The sequence below is a fragment of the bacterium genome (genome assembly GCA_035307765.1).
Classification (GTDB): Bacteria; Sysuimicrobiota; Sysuimicrobiia; order Sysuimicrobiales; family Segetimicrobiaceae; genus Segetimicrobium.
The window spans coordinates 47,492-68,412 of the sequence record DATGHU010000012.1; the positions used below are offsets into that span (position 1 = coordinate 47,492).

General features: G+C 65.1%; 19 protein-coding genes. 15 read left to right on the forward strand and 4 right to left on the reverse strand.

Annotation, left to right across the window (positions count from 1 at the left end):
* Positions 1–138: 138 nt before the first annotated feature.
* Entirely contained in the window at positions 139–1,176 is a 1,038-nt protein-coding gene (locus VKV57_04420; GenBank protein ID HLW59154.1) for an LLM class flavin-dependent oxidoreductase, read from the forward strand.
* A 132-nt stretch (positions 1,177–1,308) separates the two neighbouring features.
* Here the strand turns inward: VKV57_04420 and VKV57_04425 are convergent, their stop codons facing one another.
* On the reverse strand, positions 1,309–1,851 hold the full coding sequence (locus VKV57_04425; GenBank protein ID HLW59155.1) for a hypothetical protein: 543 nt from the start codon (positions 1,849–1,851) through the stop codon (positions 1,309–1,311).
* A gap of 217 nt (positions 1,852–2,068) precedes the next feature.
* Here VKV57_04425 and VKV57_04430 point away from each other — a divergent pair, with 217 nt between their 5' ends.
* From VKV57_04430 to VKV57_04470, 9 genes are all read left to right on the forward strand, one after another.
* Entirely contained in the window at positions 2,069–3,754 is a 1,686-nt protein-coding gene (locus tag VKV57_04430) for an ABC transporter substrate-binding protein (protein HLW59156.1), read from the forward strand.
* Between the two features lie 163 nt (positions 3,755–3,917).
* Positions 3,918–4,841, forward strand: a complete 924-nt coding sequence (locus VKV57_04435) for an ABC transporter permease (protein HLW59157.1) — start codon at positions 3,918–3,920, stop codon at positions 4,839–4,841.
* On the forward strand, positions 4,838–5,710 hold the full coding sequence (locus tag VKV57_04440) for an ABC transporter permease (protein HLW59158.1): 873 nt from the start codon (positions 4,838–4,840) through the stop codon (positions 5,708–5,710). Before VKV57_04435 ends, VKV57_04440 begins: the two co-directional genes overlap by 4 nt.
* Positions 5,711–5,743: 33 nt before the next feature.
* Positions 5,744–6,985, forward strand: coding sequence for an amidohydrolase family protein (locus VKV57_04445; protein HLW59159.1), 1,242 nt, complete (start codon positions 5,744–5,746; stop codon positions 6,983–6,985).
* Positions 6,986–6,998: 13 nt separating this feature from the next.
* Positions 6,999–7,817, forward strand: coding sequence for an SDR family NAD(P)-dependent oxidoreductase (locus VKV57_04450; GenBank protein ID HLW59160.1), 819 nt, complete (start codon positions 6,999–7,001; stop codon positions 7,815–7,817).
* Positions 7,818–7,913: 96 nt separating this feature from the next.
* Positions 7,914–8,990: a 2-dehydropantoate 2-reductase N-terminal domain-containing protein gene (locus tag VKV57_04455; protein HLW59161.1), complete on the forward strand. Its 1,077-nt coding sequence runs from the start codon at positions 7,914–7,916 to the stop codon at positions 8,988–8,990.
* A 238-nt stretch (positions 8,991–9,228) separates the two neighbouring features.
* Positions 9,229–9,906 carry a CDP-alcohol phosphatidyltransferase family protein gene (locus VKV57_04460; GenBank protein ID HLW59162.1) on the forward strand — a complete coding sequence of 226 codons (678 nt, stop codon included), beginning with the start codon at positions 9,229–9,231 and terminating at the stop codon, positions 9,904–9,906.
* Positions 9,903–10,853 carry a phosphatidate cytidylyltransferase gene (locus tag VKV57_04465; protein HLW59163.1) on the forward strand — a complete coding sequence of 317 codons (951 nt, stop codon included), beginning with the start codon at positions 9,903–9,905 and terminating at the stop codon, positions 10,851–10,853. Before VKV57_04460 ends, VKV57_04465 begins: the two co-directional genes overlap by 4 nt.
* Positions 10,831–11,490 (forward strand): lysophospholipid acyltransferase family protein, encoded by a 660-nt coding sequence (locus tag VKV57_04470; GenBank protein ID HLW59164.1) that lies wholly within the window; start codon positions 10,831–10,833, stop codon positions 11,488–11,490. The genes VKV57_04465 and VKV57_04470 overlap by 23 nt, the downstream gene beginning before the upstream one ends.
* Before the next feature lie 60 nt (positions 11,491–11,550).
* On the opposite strand, the gene VKV57_04475 is transcribed toward VKV57_04470, so the two are convergent.
* Complete coding sequence (locus tag VKV57_04475; GenBank protein ID HLW59165.1) at positions 11,551–11,979, reverse strand: YciI family protein; 429 nt, start codon at positions 11,977–11,979, stop codon at positions 11,551–11,553.
* Positions 11,980–12,424: 445 nt separating this feature from the next.
* On the opposite strand from VKV57_04475, the gene VKV57_04480 reads away from it, so the two are divergent.
* Together VKV57_04480 and VKV57_04485 are read left to right on the forward strand one after the other, a co-directional pair.
* The gene (locus VKV57_04480; protein ID HLW59166.1) at positions 12,425–12,772 is read left to right on the forward strand and encodes a metalloregulator ArsR/SmtB family transcription factor; all 348 of its coding nucleotides are present in this window, start codon (positions 12,425–12,427) and stop codon (positions 12,770–12,772) included.
* 228 nt (positions 12,773–13,000) lie between these two features.
* Positions 13,001–13,411, forward strand: a complete 411-nt coding sequence (locus VKV57_04485; GenBank protein HLW59167.1) for a VOC family protein — start codon at positions 13,001–13,003, stop codon at positions 13,409–13,411.
* A gap of 312 nt (positions 13,412–13,723) precedes the next feature.
* On the opposite strand, the gene VKV57_04490 is transcribed toward VKV57_04485, so the two are convergent.
* Entirely contained in the window at positions 13,724–16,873 is a 3,150-nt protein-coding gene (locus VKV57_04490) for a glycosyl hydrolase (protein ID HLW59168.1), read from the reverse strand.
* 1,002 nt (positions 16,874–17,875) lie between these two features.
* Between VKV57_04490 and VKV57_04495 the strand changes: the two genes are divergently transcribed.
* The 3 genes from VKV57_04495 to VKV57_04505 all read left to right on the forward strand — a co-directional run bounded on the left by VKV57_04495 (position 17,876) and on the right by VKV57_04505 (position 19,964).
* The gene (locus VKV57_04495) at positions 17,876–18,175 is read left to right on the forward strand and encodes a metalloregulator ArsR/SmtB family transcription factor (GenBank protein ID HLW59169.1); all 300 of its coding nucleotides are present in this window, start codon (positions 17,876–17,878) and stop codon (positions 18,173–18,175) included.
* Entirely contained in the window at positions 18,172–18,618 is a 447-nt protein-coding gene (locus VKV57_04500; GenBank protein ID HLW59170.1) for an SRPBCC domain-containing protein, read from the forward strand. The genes VKV57_04495 and VKV57_04500 overlap by 4 nt, the downstream gene beginning before the upstream one ends.
* A 146-nt stretch (positions 18,619–18,764) precedes the next feature.
* The gene (locus VKV57_04505; GenBank protein HLW59171.1) at positions 18,765–19,964 is read left to right on the forward strand and encodes a winged helix DNA-binding domain-containing protein; all 1,200 of its coding nucleotides are present in this window, start codon (positions 18,765–18,767) and stop codon (positions 19,962–19,964) included.
* Positions 19,965–20,180: 216 nt separating this feature from the next.
* On the opposite strand, the gene VKV57_04510 is transcribed toward VKV57_04505, so the two are convergent.
* Complete coding sequence (locus VKV57_04510) at positions 20,181–20,732, reverse strand: GNAT family N-acetyltransferase (GenBank protein ID HLW59172.1); 552 nt, start codon at positions 20,730–20,732, stop codon at positions 20,181–20,183.
* Positions 20,733–20,921: the final 189 nt, after the last annotated feature.

Sequence of the window (20,921 nt, forward strand, 5' to 3'; positions counted from 1 at the left end):
GCGTCGATGGCTCCCCCCGCCAATCTCAGGGGGGGTGGGCGTGTTGGTCCGATTCTTGAGCGCAGGAATGGGTGCAGCAAAGGCTTGGCGTGAAGTGGGTTCCCAACGGCCGGACCGCCGCACGGAAGGAGACAAGGCTTGAAGCTCTCGATCGTTGATCAGTCCCCGGTTCCGGCGGGCGCGACACCCGCAGATGCGCTGCGCAATACAATCAACCTGGCCCGGCTGGCCGACCGACTCGGCTACGAGCGGTACTGGATCGCCGAGCACCACGCCACCCCCGGCTTCGCCAGCCCGGCGCCCGAAGTCCTCATCGCGCGGGTGGGGAGCGAGACGGCCGGCATCCGCATCGGCTCCGGCGGGGTCCTGCTGCCGCATTACAGTCCGCTCAAAGTCGCGGAGACGTTCCGCGTCCTCCACGCCCTCTACCCCGGCCGGATCGACCTTGGCATCGGACGTGCCCCGGGGAGCAGCCCGCTGGAGGCCTACGCCCTGCGCCGCGACCGTGATCGGCAGGCCTTGACCGACGACTTCCCGGAGCAGCTCGTGGAACTCCTGGCGTTTCTGCGCCACACGTTTCCGCCGGACCATCCGTTTAGCCGGATCAAAGTTTCCCCGGAGATGCCCGGATGCCCGGAGGTCTGGCTCCTCGGATCGAGTATGTGGAGCGCGACCGCGGCCGCGCAGCTGGGGTTGCCCTACGCGTTCGCCCACTTCATCAATCCCGAACCCACCCGCGCGGCGCTCGAGTACTATCACTCGCACGTCACCGCTGCGGGCGGATCGGCTCCGGGAACGATCCTGGCCCTCGGGGTGATCTGTGCCGACACCGAGACCGAAGCCCAGCGCCTCCATGCCAGCGTCCGCGTGCGCCACGTCCTGCGGGAGCTGGGGATCGATCCGGGCCCGATTCCCACCCCCCAAGACGCGCTCACCAGGTTGGGCGCCGGGGCCGCCCGGACATCCACGGACGAAAGCGAGTGGCCCCGGTACGTCGTGGGCGCGCCCGAGCAGGTGCACGCTCAGCTCGTCCGCATCGCCACGGAGCTCAAAGTTGAAGAGCTCATGGTCGTGACCGTGGTCCATGATCATGAGGCACGCCGCCGCTCCCACCTTCTTCTAGCCGAGGTCTTTGGTCTCGAATCACGCGCGCAGGGGGCGCCCCCTCCCCGCTAGTGGAAATCCTAAGAACAAGACTCCCCGCAGCCGAGGGATTGGAGCGTGGACGGAGGGTTCATCCGCGCCGCTGATCCAAGGGCGCGGGAATACCCTGCGCAGGTGGAGGGAAAGGCCGAGCCTACCCGGTCTTCATCGATTCGCAAAGTTCCATTCCACATTCCAGCTTGCGATGGCGTCGTAGGTTTGCACCGTCATCGGGATTTGCCCCCAGGCTTCGAGTCCCGATACTTGTCCCTTATCGTCCGTCGTCCGGATCATGTGGCTCAGCAGGACATCGGCCTTGACGAGGGGGAAGCGGTCCGCGTCCTGAAAAATAATGGTGTAGGAAGAGAGCGCCTGATTGCTGCGGGCGCTCTCTACGGTCTTGGTCGCGGGCTCGACCGAGAGATGATAGGATAGCCTTCCATCCTGCCACTTCGTCCCCAACGCCAAACTGACATCACCATGCACCGGCAACTCGATCTTGTCCCAACTGTGCAGGGCCCGACGGGGCAGAGAATGCGGCACGGGCGGCGGAAGTATATCGCTGAGCCTCACGATCGTCCCCGAAAGCCGATCCAACCGATACACACGGCCGGCGCTGTCCTCGTGAAGCACAAATCGAAACTCCCAGAGCCCGGCCACCCCGATGAACACCACAAGAAAAAAGGCCAGAAGGTCGCGACGATTCACCCCGCACCCCCCGCTGCCGGCCGTCACTCCTTCAAGAACTCGATCCCCCGGTTGCCATTCAAGTTCGTCCTGCGACACCGTCTCTCCCGCCACACCATTCGGCACGGGGTGCGCCGATGGTAGGGAGACAAGCGACGCGAATGAGAGCCCAGGGTCCAGGCACGGGGGGCGTCGAATGCTTGGAGTCGGTGTAACCGTTGTGGGAGGAGGGAACAGCATGAACATCTCCACGGCACAGTCACCCCACGGGCAGGATCGTCACCGTCGCCAAAGTCGGGTGGCCGCTCGCCTGTCTCGGCGGGAGGTCCTGCAAGTGGCGGGAGCCGCCGGTGTGGCGGCCTCCCTGGGGAAAGCCCTCGCCGCGGTCGAACGGGCATCTGCGGCGGGAGCGCAGGGCGGCGAGCTGTTCTACGGTCTGACCAACAAGTTCGATACCCTCGACCCGAACGTCACGACGTTCTCCGACGTCGCGCGAATGGCGTATCACATGTTCGATCCCCTGCTGTGGGAGTCAAAAGCCGGCGTGTTCGTACCCGGGCTGGCGGAGAAGTGGGAGGTGAACGCGGACGCCACTCAGTACACGTTCCACCTCCGTCGGGATGTCAAGTTCCACGACGGCACGCCGTTCAACGCCGAGGCGGTGAAATTCACGTTCGACCGCATCGTGGATCCGGCGCTGAAGTCGCAGTCGGCGTTTTCCGCAATCGGGCCGTACGACAGCAGCGCGGTCGCGGACCCCTACACGGTCGTGGTCAAATTCAAGGACCCCTACGCGCCGTTCTTGAGCTCGGTGGCGCAGTCGCTCCTCTCGCCGGTGTCGCCGGACGCGGTGAAGAAGTACGGCAAGGATTTCGGTACGCATCCGGTGGGGACGGGGCCGTTCAAGTTCGCCTCGTACACGACCGACAGCGTCGTCCGGATGGTGAGAAACCCCGACTACCGATGGGCGCCGTCGATCTTTAAGAACCACGGCCCCGCGTCGCTCGACGCGATCAGCTACCGGATCATCCCGGAGTCCTCGACGCGGCTCGCGGCGCTCAAATCGGGCCAGATGCAGGTGATCCAGGATGTGCCGACGCAGGACTACGAGAACCTGCGGCGCGACAATACCATCCAACTGCTGCAGGGCCTGATGACCGGATCGGGCTGGACGATGATGATCAACGTGACCAACCCCCCGATGGACGACGTGCGCGTCCGCCAGGCGCTGCAATGGGGCGTGGACAAGAGCGCGATGATCAAGGCGGTATGGCAGGGGGTGTACAAACCGGCCACCAGCATCCTGACCGCGGCGACGTTCGGGTACGATCCGGCGACCCGGAACGTGTATCCCTACGATCCCAAGAAGGCCGGCGCCGCGCTCGACGAGGCCGGGTGGAAGCTGGGGTCGGGCGACGTCCGCCAGAAGGGCGGCCAGGACCTCACGCTCGGGCTCTACTATCGCGCCGACAACTCCGATTTCGTAGCGATGGCGACGTTCCTCCAAAGCATGTACGCGCAGATCGGCATCAAGATCGATCTCCACGGGCTATCGCAGGGCGGGTACTTCTCCGCGGTGCGAGCCGGCCAGCATCACCTGCAGTTCTGGTGGGAGCCCGACACCGATCCGGACGTGGTGCGGATTCTGCTGTACTCCAAGAACGCCGACGGAGGGACGAACCGCAACCGCTACAAGAACGCCGAGATGGACAAACTGATCGACGCGGCCGCGGCGACCGCCGACTCGGCCAAACGGAAACAGCTCTACTCCCAGATTCAGATGAAGGCGCTGCGCGAGTCGGTGATGGTGGCGTTTTCCGATCCACTCGACCTCTTCGCCTACCAGAAAGGGAAGGTGGTCGGCGTGGTGCTCGACTGGTCGGCGACGAACGTCCTGCTCCACGACGCATCGTTGCGGAAGTGAGGCGTCCTGCCCGCCGCGAACATGGTGAGGCGTAGCGAAGGGCCCGGTCGGATAGACCGGGCCCTCGCCTCGCGATGCCGGCGTGGGGTGCGGCCTCGCCCGCGCCGTGATGACGTGAGGCCGAAGGCGGGGGTCCCGTCACCGGCGTGACGGATGGCGGCGAATGCTGAAATACGCCCAACGGCGCGTGATGCTGGCGGTCCCGACGATCGTGTTGACATCGGTGGTCGTGTTCCTGATGCTGTTCTTCATCCCCGGCGACCCGGCGTCGATTTACATCGGCGAGCAGACGGCAACGCCGGAGCGGATGGCCCAGATCCGGCACGTCATGGGCCTCGATCGGCCGATCTACGTCCAGTACGGCGAGTTCGCCTGGCGCGGGGTGCACGGCGATCTGGGGCGGTCCCTGCAGACCAGCCGGCCGGTGACCGCGGAGATCATGAGCCGGCTCCCCGACACCGTGGAGCTGGCGGTCGCGGCGATGGTGGTCGCGGTCGTTCTCGGGGCGGGGCTCGGGTTGCTCTCGGCGCTGCGGCGGAACAGCGTGGTCGACACGCTCTCGATGATGGTCGCGCTGTTCGGCGTCTCCGTGCCGGTGTTCTGGCTGGCGCTGCTCTTGATCATGCTGTTCTCGCTTCGCCTGGGGTGGCTCCCGGCGACCAGCGAACCGGGAGTGCGCGGGCTGCTCCTCCCCGCCGTGTCGCTGGCGCTGCTGTCGGCGGCGACGCTCGCGCGCCTGATGCGGTCGAGCATGCTCGAGGTGCTGCAGCTGGACTACCTGACGACCGCCCGCGCCAAAGGCGTGCGCGGCGCGGGCGTGGTGTTCCGGCATGCGCTGCCGAACGCGATCATTCCCGTGATCACGGCGATGGGGCTGCAGTTCGGGAGCCTGCTCAGCGGCGCCGTCATCACGGAGACGGTGTTCGCCCGGCCCGGCCTCGGGAAGCTCGTCGTGGACTCGATCCAGAACAAGGACCTGCCGACCGTCCAGGGGGTGATCCTGGTCCTCGCGTTGATCTACACGGCGATGAACCTCATCGTCGATCTCTCCTACGCGTTCATCGACCCGAGGATCCGCTTCGAATGAGCGCCCGGCAACCGGCGATGCGGCGTCGGCGCGGCCTGTGGGGCGACGCGCTCGGCCGCATCGCGCAGAACCCTGGGGCAACCGCCGGCGGGATCGTCTTCCTGCTCATCGTGCTGGCCGCGGCGGCGGCGCCGCAGCTGGCCCCCGACAACCCGATCCGGCTCAACGTCTCCGAGTCGCTCGCCTCTCCGAGCGCGCGCCACTGGCTGGGAACCGATCAGTTCGGCCGCGACATCCTCACCCGGATCATCTACGGCGCCCGCGTGTCGGTGGCGATGGGCCTGGTCGCGGTGGCGATCTCGGTCGCGGGCGGCTCGGTGCTGGGGTTGTTGTCGGGGTACTATCGGGGAACGGTCGATCTCGTGATCATGCGGGTCGTGGACGTCATGCTCGCGTTCCCGGGCATTTTGCTCGCCCTCGTCATCATCGCCGTGCTGGGGCCCAACCTGACCAGCGCGATGATCGCCGTCGGAGTGTCGGGAATGCCCGTGTTCATCCGTGTCGTTCGCGGCTCAACGCTCGCCGTGCGCGAGTTCCAGTACATCGAGGCGGCGCGGGTGGCCGGGTGCGGCGACCTGCGCATCGTCTTCCGCCACGTGCTGCCGAACGTGTCGGCGCCGGTGATCGTCCTCGTGACGCTCGGCATCCCGAGCGCGATCATCGCCGGAGCCGCGCTCAGCTTCCTCGGCCTGGGCATCCGACCCCCCACCCCCGACTGGGGAGAGATGCTCAGCAACGGGCGGTCGTTCATGAGCACCGCGTGGTGGCTGTCCACGTTTCCGGGTCTCGCCATCGTCCTGATCGTCATGGCGATCAACCTGTTCGGGGACGGCCTGCGGGATGCGCTCGATCCCCGCTTGAAACTCTGACCCCCCGCCCCAGAGACGAAGGGAGGCCGATCGATGGGATCGACCGCGACGCACGTGATCCGCTGCGGCACGCTGCTTGACGGAATGGGAGGCGTGCGCCGCGATGCCGCCGTGACCGTGGCGGACGGCCGCATCGCCGACATCGGCGCGTGGAGCGACGCGAGGCGGCCGCCCGGCGTGGCTGTCGTCGACGCCGGCAGACTCGTGGTCTTGCCCGGATTGTCCGACTGCCACGACCACCTGGCGGCTCCCGGGAGGGGTCTGGCGGAACGCAGCGCGACGCCGCCCTCCCTTCACGTCTTGCGGGTGGCGGAGACGATGCGCGGCATGCTGCAGGCAGGATTCACCACCGTGCGGGACCTCGGCGGCCTGGACCTCGGGATGAAGCAGGCGGTAGACGAAGGCCTCCTGGCGGGGCCGCGCGTGATCATCTGCCTCGCCATCATCACCCAGACGGCGGGATTGAGCGACGCCACGAACGCCGTCGGGTTCAACGCCGACGTCCTCCGGCTCCCGGGAGCCCCCGACGGCGTCTGCGATGGGGCGGATCGGCTCCGCCAGTTGACGCGGCGGCTCATCCGCGCCGGCGCCGATTTCATCAAGATCGCCACGACCGGCGGGGTGAGCTCGAGGATCAGCAGCGTGCTGACCCGTGAATTCACCTTCGAAGAAGTTCGCGCGGTCGTCGATGAGGCGCGGGCGTTCGGCCGCCCCGTCGCCGCCCACGCCTACGGGGGGGAGGGGCTGAAGAATGCGCTGCGCGCCGGCGTGCACTCGGTGGAACACCTCGGCCCCCTCGATGACGAGGACATCGCGACGATGGTCCGGCAGGGCACCTTCCTCGTGCCCACACTGCTGAATATGCGAGTCCGTCAGGAAATGGCCGGGGAGCCGGGCGCCCTGTCGGCGTACAGCATCCAAAAAGCCGCAGAGCTGGCCCCGCTGCAGAAGGCGGTCTTCGCCCGCGCGCACCGCGCGGGGGTGCGCATCGCGGCCGGGACGGACTCGCGCGGATTGCGTTCCGGCGGCAACGGCAGGGAGTTGAGCCTCCTGGTGGAGCACGGGATGAGCCCGATGGAGGCGATCTGCGCCGCCACGTCCGTTGCCGCCGCGTGCTGCGGCGTGCCGGACGCCGGATGCCTGCGGGCGGGGATGCGTGCCGACCTGATCGCGGTGGATGGGAATCCGCTGGACGACATCGGCGTGCTCGCGGACGCCGACCGGATCGCCCTGGTGATGCGCGACGGTGACGTCTTCAGGAACCGAGTTGCATAACGGGGAGGCAGCCATGACGGGAGAGTTTGCCGGGAAGGTCGTGATCGTCTCCGGTGGGGCACAGGGGGTCAGCAGCGTGATCCTGCGGCGGTTCGCGCAGGCGGGGGCTCGGGCCGTGATCGCCGACATCGACGACGAGCGCGCCGCCGCCGGCATGCGAGAGCTCACGGCGCAGGGCTGCGACGTCCGCTTCGTCCATACCGACGTCCGCGACAGCGCACAGGTGAACGCGATGGTCGACCGCGTCGTCCGGGAGACGGGACGGGTCGACGTCGCGGTCCACGGCGCCGGCGTGGGGGTGCACAAAGAGATCGTCGACCTCACCGACGACGAGTGGGACCTGCAGATCGATGTGCAGCTGCGGGGTGCGTTTCTGCTGAGCCGGGCGGTGGGCCGTCGGCTGATCGCGCAGGGGAACGGGGGCCGAATTATCCTGATCGGTTCGACCTCGGGGAACAACGCCCGCGTGCGTGGGGGGCCCCACGCCGCCTCCAAGGCCGGAGAGATCCAACTGGCCCATGTGATGGCGATGGAGATGGGGCGTCACGGCGTCACGGTCAACGTCGTCTCTCCGGGGCTGACCGACATCGCGGGGATTTCGCGTTCGACGCAGACGCCAGAGTACCAGCGCGCCTTTATCGCGCAGGTGCCGCTCGGACGTCTCGCGGTGCCCGACGAGATCGCGGATGCGGTTCTATTCTTCGCCTCGGACCGCGCGCGGTTCATCACCGGGCAGGTACTCTGCGTGGACGGCGGGTACTCCGCGGGGAAGCTCGCGGTGCAAGGACCCAGCGTCGCGGCCCATTACGGGCAGGTCGGCGCCGGCCGGTAGGCATCAGCCTCCCTGGTTCGCACGGAGGTTCAGTCTCGCCGGCACGTCGAGATCGGAAAGCGGTAGGGCGCACGGCACCTCATCAGGGAGGCGGGCATGGCGAAAATTGCGATCGTGGGCTGTGGGGGAATCGGTGGTTTAGCGGGGTTCTACATGGCCCGCGAGGGAGAGCGCGTGCTGTTCATCGATCAAAATGCCGAACACGTGCGGGCGATCCGTGAGCGCGGGATTTCTGTGAACGGGGTCTACGGGCCGATGGCAATCCCCCCGCAGCACGCATGCACGCCCGGCGAGATCGGTGAGCCGCTGGAGGGCCTGGTATTCCTGGCGTGCAAGTCGCAGGCGACCGATGCGGCGGTACGCGGCATCGCCCCGCACTTGACGCCCTCGGCCTGCGTGGTCTCGCTGCAAAACGGCATGAACGAGGAAGGGATCGCGGGCGTCGTCGGACGCGAACGCACGATGGGGGCCCTCCCCGACTACGGCGGCGCGTATTTGGACCCGGGCCTCCTGGAGGCGGTGCACGAGGGGACGGTCTACGTCGGTGAGCTCGACGGCCGCGTGACCCCGCGCCTCCGCGAGGCGGCCCGGCTGCTCGGGATCGGGCGCAACGTGTGCGAAGTGCTCACCGACATCGTGGGACGACTGTGGACCAAGCACGTGTACAATTCGCAGATTGTCGTGACCGCGCTCGTCAACGGCACGGTCGTCGAGGTCCTCGGCAACAACGACGTCCAGCGTCTCGCCGGAGCGGCTGTACGCGAGGCGATCCGGGTGTCCGACGCCGCCGGCGTCCGCCTGCACGCCGACCGGTGGTTTGACCCCGCACTGTACAATCCAGCCACCCCCGCGGAGACGGCGCGGCTTCTTGCGACGTACGATCAGCTGGTGAGGCACCTCGGCGGCCACCAGGTCCACGACGGGCCGGGCGGGTACACGTACGTCAAGAAGGCGAGCGGCATTCACTGGGACCTCGTCTACCGCCGGCGCAAGAGCGAGGCGTCGTATCTGACCGTCTGCACCCACGCCGCCCGGTACGGGGTCGCCGTCCCGCTGAACGCCAAGATCGTCACGATGATCGAAGAGGTCGAGGGCGGGACGCGCGAGCTCGGCTGGCACAACATCGCCGAAGGCAGCGCCTGCGCGGCGCAGCTCGGGGCCGCCCTTCCCTGACACGCCAGCCCCCCGTAGCGTTCATCGACGGGAAGGAGTCCCGCGGCGGCCCGGAGGGGCGCACCCCGGCGCTTCCGCAGGCGTTCGACCCGAACGGATCCCACGGGGAGCCTCACCCGCGAACGCGCGGTCCGCGTCCGATCCGTGGCCGTCCGGAATCTGATCATCGCGGCGGCCCGTGTTGGGTATTGTAAGGTCATGGTCGGGTGATGTCGGACGGCGGGGGACGGCGACGACAATGCGACGGACGAATGCCGTGGACCGCCGGCCGATCGCGGCACGCGGTTGGCCGGCGGCCCGGTGGGTCTCCTCCCGGCTCAACGGGCATGGGGTCCTCCCGAACACGATTTCCATTGCCGGGATGGTGTGCGGGATTGGCGCCGGAGTGGCGCTGGCGGCGACGGGACCCGCTCCCCGCGGCAACCAGCTGGCCTGGCTGATCGCGGGGGCGCTCATCCTCCTGCGGGCCGCCGCAAACATGCTCGACGGGATGGTGGCCGTCGAATTCGACCGTGCCTCTCCGCTGGGCGATCTGTACAACGAACTGCCCGACCGCATCTCCGATATGGCCATGCTGATCGGGCTGGGCTACGCCGCGGGGGGAAACGTCACGCTTGGCTACGCGGCCGCGGGGGCCGCGCTGCTGGTGGCGTACATCCGCACCCTGGGGAAGGCGGCGGGGGCCCGTCACGAGTTTGGCGGACCGATGGCCAAGCAGCGGCGGATGTTCACCGTGGTCGGCCTGTCGGCCTACATGGGCCTCTCCCCGCACGCGTGGCAGCCCCTGTGGGGATCGCCGCCGCGAATCGGCCTGGCCGCGGCATGCCTGGGTGTCGTCATCGTGGGGTGCGTGTGGACGGGCATCTTGCGGCTGAGGCGGATTGCGGCATCACTGCGAGCGGCGGCTGGGGGATGAACGCGACACGCGCAACGTGGATGGCCCTCTCCCCGATCGCCCAGATAGGGTTGATCGTGCTCGGGATGCTGCTGGTGGCGTCGGGGGCGGTCTGGGCGCTCCGCCGGAGATACCCGGAGCGCGATTTCAGCGAGCTGGCATCCCGCACGCGTTCCTGGTGGTGGATGGCGGCGGTGTTCATCGGCGCCGTCGCCGCGAACGCCACGCTCGCCCTCGTCCTGTTCGCGCTTCTCAGCTTCTGGGCGCTCAAGGAGTACGTCACCTTGCTGAGGACGCGCCCGGCCGATCACCGTGCCCTGTTCTGGGCCTTCCTCGCGATCCCCATCCAGTACGTGTGGATCGCCCGCCGCGCGTACGTCATGTTTCTGATCTTCATCCCGGTGTATATGTTCCTTTGGCTACCGGTCCGCCTCGTATTGGCCGGGGAGATCGCCGGCTTCGTCGCCTCAGCCTCCATGATTCAATGGGGCCTCATGGCCTTCGTCTTCGGCCTGAGCCACCTCGGCTACCTATCGACCCTCCCATCCTTTCCCGGCACGCTGGCCGATGGGCGCACGCTGGTGCTCTTCCTCGCCTTCGTCACCGAGAGCAGCGACGTCTTCCAGTACGTTTGGGGGAAACTCCTCGGACGCCACAAGATCTTGCCGACGATCAGCCCGAACAAGACCTGGGAAGGGTTCCTGGCTGGGATCCTCAGTGCGACCCTGCTCAGCCTGCTCGTGCGATTCCTTACCCCGTTTAGCCCGGGCGAGACCCTCGTCGCCGCACTGCTCATCGCCGTCGCAGGCTTCGCCGGGGGCGCCGTGATGTCGGCCGTGAAGCGCGATGTCGGCGTGAAAGACTTCGGTGCGCTTATTCCCGGGCACGGCGGCATGCTCGACCGCATCGACTCCCTCTGCTATGCGGCCCCGGTGTTCTTTCACTATGTTCGCTACTTCCACTCCTAAGCTCCGCCACCTGGCTCAGATGCTCCTCTTCCTCCTCGTCATCCGTCCGCTGCTGGGCCTGCTGATCGGCGTCCGGGTGCATGGACGCGGCAACCTGCCGGCACGGGATCCCTTCATCCTCATCGCCAATCATTCCAGCCACTTGGACACCGTCTCGCTGCTGAGCCTGTTCCCGCTGAGCCGGCTGCGACGCATTCGCCCCTGCGCCGCGGCGGATACGTTCGAGCGAACGCCGCTGATCGCGTTCTTGTCACGCACGTTTTTCAACATCCTCCCCATCGCGCGACGAAACATCACGCCGGAGAACCATCCCGTTCGGCGCATGCGGAAGGCACTGGAACGCGGAGAATCGCTCCTCCTCTATCCCGAGGGGACGCGGGGCACCGGCGGCGTCATGGGGGAGTTCAAGACCGGCATCGCGCACCTGCTGGAGGAAACCCCCGACGTCCCCGTGGTCCCCGCCTATCTGGTGAACATGGGTCGGAGCCTGCCCAAAGGCGAGTTTCTCATCGTGCCGTTTATTTGCGAGATCAGAATCGGAACCCCTCGGGTAGTGCGGGGCTCGCGCAGGGAGCTGGTAGAGGCTCTGGAGCGCGCCGTGCTCGAGCTGAAGGACCTCGCCTGGCCACACCAATAATCACCCGTCGCCAGGAGCGCGTACTTCCTCCCCTGACGCCGCCTCGCCTCCGCGGGACGATCACCGCTTCTTACGCTCCTTGGCTCGAGATTGCATCTCGGAAAACCCTGATGCCGCCTGCTGGACGTCTGCGGGGAAATCCGCCATCTCCTGCACCTGACGCACCTCGATTGTTTCGTTATCCGAGGCGGGGCAGCGCGACGCCCACTCGATGGCCTCTGCCTTCGACTTCACCTGGATCATCCAATACCCGCCCAGGACCTCGCGCGTCTCGACGAAAGGACCATCGGTCACGATCGGTTTTCCCCCCGGGAACGACACGCGCGCGCCCATCGACACCGGGTGGAGGCCTTGGAGGTCGAGCAACACCCCGGCCTTCTGCAGCGACTCATTGTACTTCATCATCGCGGCCACGGCTTCCGCGCTCGGCATGACGCCGGGCGCCGCCTTCTCGTACCCCTTCGGGATCATCAGCAACATGAATCGCATCATCATCCCTCCTGCACGACGTGAGACTGCCCGCAACGCATCGAAAGGGTCCGCCTCAAGGCTTGAACCGTGAGGCGGAGAACTTCGTGGCTAGCGGCGCCCGCGCCTGCCGACGGTGGGCAGGCGCGCACCACCTCCCCTGCTTCCCGTCGCACGCACGCGCCGTATGCGCACGTCCTGGGGCCTGCTCACCCTTGGCCTCCTTCCGCTCCGTAGTCGATCGTGGGGTCCAAAAATCGACACCGCTTGACCATAAACCATGATCGGTCCACCTTCCGGCCACCGAGGAGTCGGCAGGATGCTCGGACAGTATGCCTGCGGGTCAGCGTTTGCCGGATTCCCGGTACGTCATAAGTGGCAAGGGTGTCCGAATGTGCAAACCAGGACTCATAGCCCCGCTATGGCCGGCGTGAACGTGAACAGGTGAAGCTGATCGAGGAGTACCTTGTCCACGCGCGGTAGTTTGGGAACTCTGGCGGAGCCGAAGGACACTGCCCTCCTTTTTGCAGCCCTGGGTGACAAAACCCGCCTGAGGCTTCTCTTCCGCCTTTGCGATGACAGGCCAATGTTCATCACCAAACTCACCGCTGGCTCCAACGTCACCCGCCAAGCGATCACCAAACACCTGCGCGTATTGGAGGACGCGGGTCTCCTTCGTAACGCACGGCACGGACGCGAGAGCGTGTGGCAGTTGAACCAGCAGCGGCTCAAAGACGCGCGACGTCACCTCGACCTGATTTCAAGGCAATGGGACGATGCTCATGGGAGGCTGCGCGATCTCGTCGAGGGCTGACACACCGCAGGATCCCCTCCCTCCCGGCATTCGAACCTGGCCCACTTCCTCAAAGGTCTTCGCCCGTTTGTCCCCCCCTTGCTGGACCCGAGTGGGCGGGGGTGTTTGCCGATGGTGTCGATTTTAGGATCCGTCGGTCGACTATGCAGCGGCGGGAGAATCCAGAAACGGGCAGGCGCCCAAGAACGGATCTTGCGGCCGGGCCCGAAATCAGAGGGAGGGACGACGATGCAGGTTCAACCTTACGTGTGCTACGATGGTCGGTGTGAGGAGGCGCTCGAGTTCAACCGCCGCGCACTCGGCGCGGAGGTGACGGCGCTCATCCGTTTCAAGGACGCCCCCGAACCCCGGGAACGCGACCGGGTGGCGGCGGAAGGCGGGGACAAGGTCTTGCATGCGGCGTTTCGCGTGGGTGAGACGCAGATCCTCGCGTCCGACGGGCAGTGTCTAGGGCATCCCACATTTCAGGGCTTCGGTCTGTCGCTAACGGTGCCCAAGGACGCGGAAACCGATCGGGTGTTTGCCGCGCTGGGCGACGGTGGGCGGGTGCAGGCGCCGTTGACCAAGACGTTCTTCTCCTCGCGGTTCGGGATGGTGGCGGACCGCTTCGGTGTGCTGTGGATGGTTTACGTCGCGTAGACGGATCACGATGCGATGCAAACGGCTGACGATCCCGAGTGACAGCTGACCAGCGCCCATGAGATTGGTTATGGCCCGTCGATGTCATTATCTGCGAGTGCGGGTGCGGCCACTCCGGCCGCACCCGCACTTGGTGCTGTTATAACGAACACGGAAAATTGGAGGGTCCGGTAACCCGGCACCTCCCGCACCGCAACCTCCGCAGTCACATTCCGACTCCCGACACGCAGAATGCCAAGAGCGGGATCAGCCCGCAGCCGATAGTTCCTCACTCCGCGATATCAACAAATCTCCGTCCGTGGCGTCCACGCCTCATCCCAGGGCCAAGTGATTGACCGCGGCGACCTCGGTTGCGATAAGCTGCTCGACTTTGCCGATCTCGGCATCGACGCGCGCCATGACCTCCTTCGAGACGGCCGCCGCCTGCTTCGTCGGCGCGGCATCGGCCACAGATACGGTGTTGATCAGGTCGACAAGAGTATCATTGAGGCCTGCGGGGTTGCGCAGCACGTCGCGGTCCGACTCGCGATGGACGTCCACGAGCACGGTTTCGACCGCCGACAGCCGTTCCGCTACGGCCGCGGTCCGTGCGCCGAGATCGCGTGCGGGGGTCTCCGATCCCGCCAGCACCGCAAGCCGTTGCTTCAGCCGACGGATGCGATTCACCGTCGCGTGGACCTTGCCGAGTGATGCCGTCAATTCCCGCAGGAGTTCGAACTGCGCGCGGTACGCCTCCGGCGTCGTCGAGAGGCGCGGATCCTTCACGACAGAGAATTCGACGGCCATGGTCTCCGACCCCAGCGACATCTCCACACGATACCGATTCGGCGCCACCGTGGGCCCGGTCGGTGGATCGGCCGGCTCCGCGAGCGGCTTGTTGCGCGGCGGAGCGAGGCTCGTATCGAGCGTCTGGGGCCCCGGATATTTGAGATCCCACACGAACCGGTTGAGCCCGGGGCGGGCCGAGGGGCGTTTCGCGGCCAGCAGAGTACTGTCGTCGCTGCGGAAGCTCCCGATCACGGCCCCCGAGGCGTCGCGGAATGTGAGAGCAACCGGGCCGGAAACGCCGTCGTCCAGCCAATAATAGATGATCGCACCGTTCGGCGGGTTCTCTCCGACGTCGAGATATTCGCGCCCACTCGTCCCGTCCGGTCTGCGAAAAGTTCGGATACCGCCGCCCACTCCGGGGGCGATCGCGAACGCGACGCCGCTCGGCCGGAGATTTCGCAGGGCTCCGAAATGCAGCTTGGTACGAACCGTCGTGCGCGGCTCAAAGAGGCGACTTCCCCCTTTGCCCTCGACGAAGCTCCTGAGCGGCGTGATATCGTCCAAGATCCAGAAAGAGCGGCCGTGGGTTCCGACCACCAGGTCCGCCCCCTTGATCTTCAGATCATAGACCGGTGCGACCGGCAGGCCTCCGCCCATGCGCGTCCAGCTGCGCCCGTCGTTCAGGGTAAAATAGATGCCGGTCTCGGTGCCGGCGAACAACAGTCCCTTGCGCACCGGGTCCGCTCGCACGACGCGGGTGATCTCGTTCTCCGGGTAATCGCCGTTGATCGATTCGAAATGTCGCCCGCCGTCGGTGCTGCGGAACAGGTAGGGATGGTAATCCGCGAGCTTGTAGCGCGTCGCCGCAAGATAGATGGTGTCCGGGTCGTGCGGAGAGATCTCGACGCACCCGACATACGCGAGCGCCGGCATCTTGGGCGGCGTGACGTTCTGCCAGTTCTTGCCGCCGTCACGCGTCACGTGAACGAGCCCGTCGTCGGTCGAGGCCCACAACTCCTCCGGCCGGTGCGGCGATGGGGCGAGCGACGCGCACGTCGCGTGTACCTCCGCCCCGGCGCTTTCATGCGTGATGTCGCCGCCGGAAGGTCCCTGACGGCTCTTGTCGTTGAGGCTCAAATCCGGTGAAATTTCCTCCCAGCTCATGCCCTGGTCGCGACTGCGAAACACGTGGTTCCCGGCCGCGTAGAGCGTGCCACTGTCGTGCGGTGAAAAGACGATCGGGAACGTCCAGGCGAAGCGGTATCGCATGTCCTTGGGTGCGATGCCGGTCGATTCCTCGGGCCAGACATTGACCAGCTGGATCTGCCGGGTGCGGTGATCGTACCGCTGCAGTGCCCCGGCGCCGCCGGGGCTCGAGCCGATCGCACCGCAAAAGACAATGTTCGGCTCATCGGGATTGACCGCAATGAAGCCACTTTCCCCCGTACCGGGATAGGTGCAGTCGTCCAGGGTGATCGCACCCCAGACGGCGGCGCTCGGCACTGAGATCGAGGTGTTGTCCTGCTGCGTGCCGTATACACGATAGGGATACTGGTTGTCGATGTCGATCCGATAGAACTGCGCCGTCGGCTGGTTGTAGATCGACGACCATGTCTCACCGCCGTTGTAGCTGACGCAGGCGCCGCCGTCGTTTCCCTCGATCATCCGGTTCGGGTCGGCAGGATCGATCCAGAGATCGTGGTTGTCGCCGTGCGGTGTCTGGATCTCCGTGAAGCCGCTCCCGCCGTCGGTCGATTTCCAGAGCTGAAAATTGGCGACGTAGACCGTTTCGCCGTGGCAGGGATCGGCGAAGACATGCGTGTAGTACCAGGGCCGATGCATGAGGTCGCGATTGGACGAGACGAGCGCCCAGTTCTCTCCGTAATCCTCCGATCGGTAGAGCCCCGTCTTCTCGGCTTCCGTCTCCACCAGCGCCCAGACGCGGCCCGCGTGGGCGGGCGACACCGCGACGCCGATCTTGCCGAGAGGGCCGGCCGGCAGACCCGGAGACCGCGAGATCTCCGTCCAGCTCTCGCCGCCATCGGTCGAGCGAAAAAGGCCGCTTCCCGGCCCTCCGCTCGACAGGTTCCAGAAGTTCCGGCGCGCCTGCCAGAAGGCCGCAAAGAGGATGCGGGGATTGTTCGGATCCATCGATAGATCAACGGCGCCCGAATTGACGTCTCGATAGAGCACCTTGCGCCAGGTCTTTCCGCCGTCCGCCGATCGGAATACGCCGCGTTCCTCGTTCGCGCCGAACGCGTCGCCGAGCGCGGCGACATAGACGAGATTGGGGTCTCGCGGATGGATGCGGATGCGCCCGATGAACCGGGTCTCGCGGAGACCGAGATGGGTCCAGCTGCGGCCGGCATCGGTCGATTTGTAAACACCGTCGCCGTAGGAGACATCGAGCCGGATTGCGGTTTCTCCGGTGCCGGCATAAATCACGTTGGGGTCCGAGTGAGCGACGGCGAGCGCGCCGATCGAGGCCGAACCGAGACCACCGTCGCTCACGCAGCGCCAATACGTACCGCTGTCGGTCGTCTTCCAGACGCCGCCGGCGCAAGCGCCGAAATAGAACACTCTGCGGTCTTCGGGATCCCCCGCGACGGCGACGACGCGCCCGCCGCGCGATGGCCCGATGCAGCGCCATTTGAGGGCGCCGAGTTTCGCCGTCGAACCCGAGAGCTCTGTCATGGAATGTTCCCCTCTCGCTTGTCCTCCCACCATTTCAACAACGCTTCCCTCCTCTGCCCCCACGCTCACCCGTTTGTGTTGCGGAGCCGATGACGACTCGACAGGCACACCGAGCTCGGGAACGACGCTCGGGGCCCAGCGACGTACCCAACTAAATTCTTCCGGCCAAGTAGACCTCTTTCAGGATTCCCATTTCGACGCGCGCACTCCTCTCGGCAATGGAGCTCCAAGCTTCGCATACCGCGCAAGAAGGAGTTTGGTGGACCAGGAGAAAAAGCAGGGCGTGGAGCGCCCCGAGGATAACGGTGCCGCCGATCATTGTTTCAGGGCTGGATGACAAGGCACTGCAGTGGGTTCAAGTGTCGGGTGCGGAAGACAATCCAGGGAGGGATGAGCGTGAAGAGATGGCTATCGGCACGGACTCAAGCCACGGCTTCAGCGATTGCGATCGCCGTTGGGGTGTTGTTTGCGATCCTGCCCCAGGACTGGATCGAGGAGCGGTTCCGAATCGACCCTGACGCGGGAAGTGGCTCCATTGAGCGCCTGCTTGTTGGTGTGCCTCTCGCCGTAGGTGCGGCGCTTGCCGTCAGCGTGATCATCAGTCTTCTGCGAAGACAGTTTCATCGTTCGTCTGCGAGCTGACGAATTGCTCGAAACCGATTGCATGTAAAACGAGAGCCCGCTCTCGCCATCGGAGCGGGCTCTCTGCTGCGCTCGGACACTGAGCCTCATACTATGTGTTTAGCACGTCTCAGCTCCTCGCCAACCGCCAACGACGGCCTACAATTCCAAAATTCCTGAGGTAGCGCTACCCGCGTGTTCTCACCCCGACCCGAGGGTGGCGACCCGCCAGCGCGTTCCAACGGGACTGCCACCTCAATAGAGTCACCGAAGCTCTGCAAGAATCCCGGTCCAATGGAAGTTGGGCAGTTGACAGCTTCGTAACCATTCGGTTATCATATTAGTAACCAAATGGTTACTAGACAAAAGACGCTACGCACCATGGTGTTCCGGGCGATTGCCGACCCGACCCGCCGGCAGATCCTGAGCCTGCTGCGCGGCGGCCGGCACACGGTCGGCGAGATCGCGGGCAACTTTCGAACGAGCCGGCCGGCGATCTCGAAACACCTCCGCGTGCTGCGCTCTGCGGGCTTGGTGAAGACTCAACGCGACGGCACGGCGCGGGTCTGTCAGTTGAACGCCACGCCGCTGCGTGCGGTCGACGATTGGCTTCAGGATTACCGAGTGTTCTGGCGCGAGACGATGCGCAATCTCAAGCGGTACGTGGAGGAGAAGCGATGAGTCCAACGCGGGCACACGACACCATCATCGAGGAGATCGCGATTAAGGCGCCGGCGGACCGGATCTTCGAGGCGCTCACGAACCCCGAGGAATGCATAAAGTGGTGGGGACAGACGGGGCAATTTGGCTGGACGCACATAGAATCCGACCCGCGCCCTGGCGGTAGGCTGGTGATGCGCGGCACCGGCTACGGGAAGCCCGTCAGCGTGACCGGTGTGTACCGTCAGATCGAGCGGCCGCGTCTGCTCGTTTTCACGTGGCTGCCCGACTGGCAGGGAGACCAAACCGAGAGCATCGTGCGCTGGGATCTGGAGGAGAAAGCCGGCGTTACGACCGTTCGCCTGACGCACTCGGGCCTCAACACGGAGCCGTCACGTTCCAGCCATCGAGGGTGGCCGTCCATTCTCGGCTGGCTGCGGGGGCACGTCGAGGGCACGGTGTAAGTCATTCGCCGTCGCAGGGGCGAGTCGCAAAGCCAAATGGAAAATTCCGGTTGAGCGAAAACCAACGTTGAAAATTTCAGAACCCAATGCCTCCTGCCTTACCGCCGCCTGAGCTCACCATCACCCGGCAGCAAGCCAGGCGCTTTTTGCTCGCCCATCTCCGCCTACTGCCGCCGCGCAAACTGCGCGCCGAACAGGGCGTGCTGGATTTCGTGCGCCACGTCAATTGCATCCAATACGACCCCATCAATATCGTGGGCCAGAACACCGACCTCGTGCTGCAATCTCGAGTCCACGGCTACAAGCCCGCCATGCTCACCGCCCTCCTCTATAAGGAGCGCAAGTTGCTCGACGGGGTCGACAAACAGATGTCGATTTATCCTGTAGAAGATTGGCCGTATTTCGCTACTTATCGCGAGGATTTGGGCGACAATTATGCCCGGCGCGAAAGTACCGCGAAAGCCGCCAAGCTGTTGGATTGGGTGCGGGATGAAATCAGGCGGCGTGGCCCACTCTCGTCGACGGATCTTGAGGACGACACCCGCATAGACTGGTGGTTGGCCAACAAAGCCCGAGCGGTGCGTATTGCCATGAATATCCTGCTCGTCGGCGGGGAGACGGTGGTCCATCACCGCGTCGGCACCCGGCGGTATTTCGAGCTAAGCCGGCGGGTACTGCCGCCCAAACTGCACAACGTCCGTAAAGGCCACGCGTCGCAGGAAGATTATTTGGAATGGCACGTGTTTCGTCGCTCAGGCGGCGTCGGTCTTGTCCACCCGAAAGTCAATGCGAAATGGGGCGGCATTATAGGTTGGCGCGGCGGGCAGATCCGGGGTGCTCTGGCGCGCCTATTGAAGAAAGGCAGGCTGGTGCGAATGGCGATCGAGGGCCTGCCGCGTCAGGAATTCTATATACGTCGCGGCGACCTGCCCGCACTGGAAACCGCTGGCAGGTCCAGCAAAGCGTCTTTTGGCGCAGCCTTTATTGCGCCGCTCGATAACTTGATGTGGGACAGCGATTTGATCGAAATGCTTTTCGATTTCGTCTACACCTGGGAGGTCTACAAACCGGCTTCCAGGCGAACGTGGGGCTATTACGTCTTGCCCGTGCTCGTTGGGGACCGCCTGGTGGCGCGCTTCGATCCGATCTTCGACAAAAAGGCAAAGCTCTTCACCATTCAAAATTGGTGGTGGGAAAAGGGAATAGATAGGAAAGATGAGGAATTGCTGGCTGCCCTCCAAGACTGTTTGCAGCAATTCCGCAGGTACCTCGGTGCTGATTCACTGAAGCTGGGGGAGAAGCCAAAGCGCGACTTTGTGCTTAAGGAGATGGTGGCGGCAATCTAACCGCTTACATATCAGAATCTCGCTCAACTGTTAGATGCATATCCATCCCGGCACGTGACGCGCTCACCTTCCTCGCGCGATCTTCGCATATCCAGTCCGGCGGATCTGAGCCCTCGCGCCCGTCGTGTTTACGCTCGTGGGACAGATAGACTACCAGATCGGCGATCGCTGCGCGTTCCTCGGGACGAAAAGGCATACTGCCAGTCTACTTCGGTATCAATAGGCCTCCAGTATTCCGACGATTTGAAACCACGGTGGCGTGGGCCGAGGGTTGCGCTGAACTGTCATGCCGATCCGCCGCATCACCCCGGCTGACGCGGCATTGTTATCTTCCGTGGTCGCCACGATACGCTGCAAGTTGAAATGGTCGAACGCGAACCGGGCCATCGCCGCCGCCGCCTCGGACGCAAACCCGCGTCCTCGATGCTCAGGCGCTACAGCGTAGAATAGGCCGACTTCTGGCGAATACTTCGCGTCCTTCACCCGACCGAAGAACGGCAGTTGACCGAACGGTGCGAGACAGGGCACAAACCCAACCGAGCCGATAAGCCTCTCAGTGGCTTTCAGAACTACCGCGCGGTCGCCGTAAGGCGGCTGCCGAAGTTCCGCTAAAACCCTCTCGCCTAGCGTGTAGTATGTAAGCCTCTCGCGGTACGCATTGAGGTCTGTCGATCCGGGAAACGACGCCTCCATGAGTCCCGCGAACGTGTCAAGGTCATCCATTGTGAACGGTCGTATCACAAGCCGATCCGTTTCTAACTCACGCATCAGTGACCCCTCCACTCCGAGATACTGTTTGAGGGACGAGCGCAGGGTCTGCGAGCGCCGCCAACTCAGCCAGCCACACGCCGTCAGGGTATTGTTCGAGCAAGTCCGCACCAACCTGCAGGGCCAGCCGCGTTTTGCCGGAGCCGCCTGCCCCGGTTAGCGTGAGCAGTCGGGCCGTGGCAAACATCG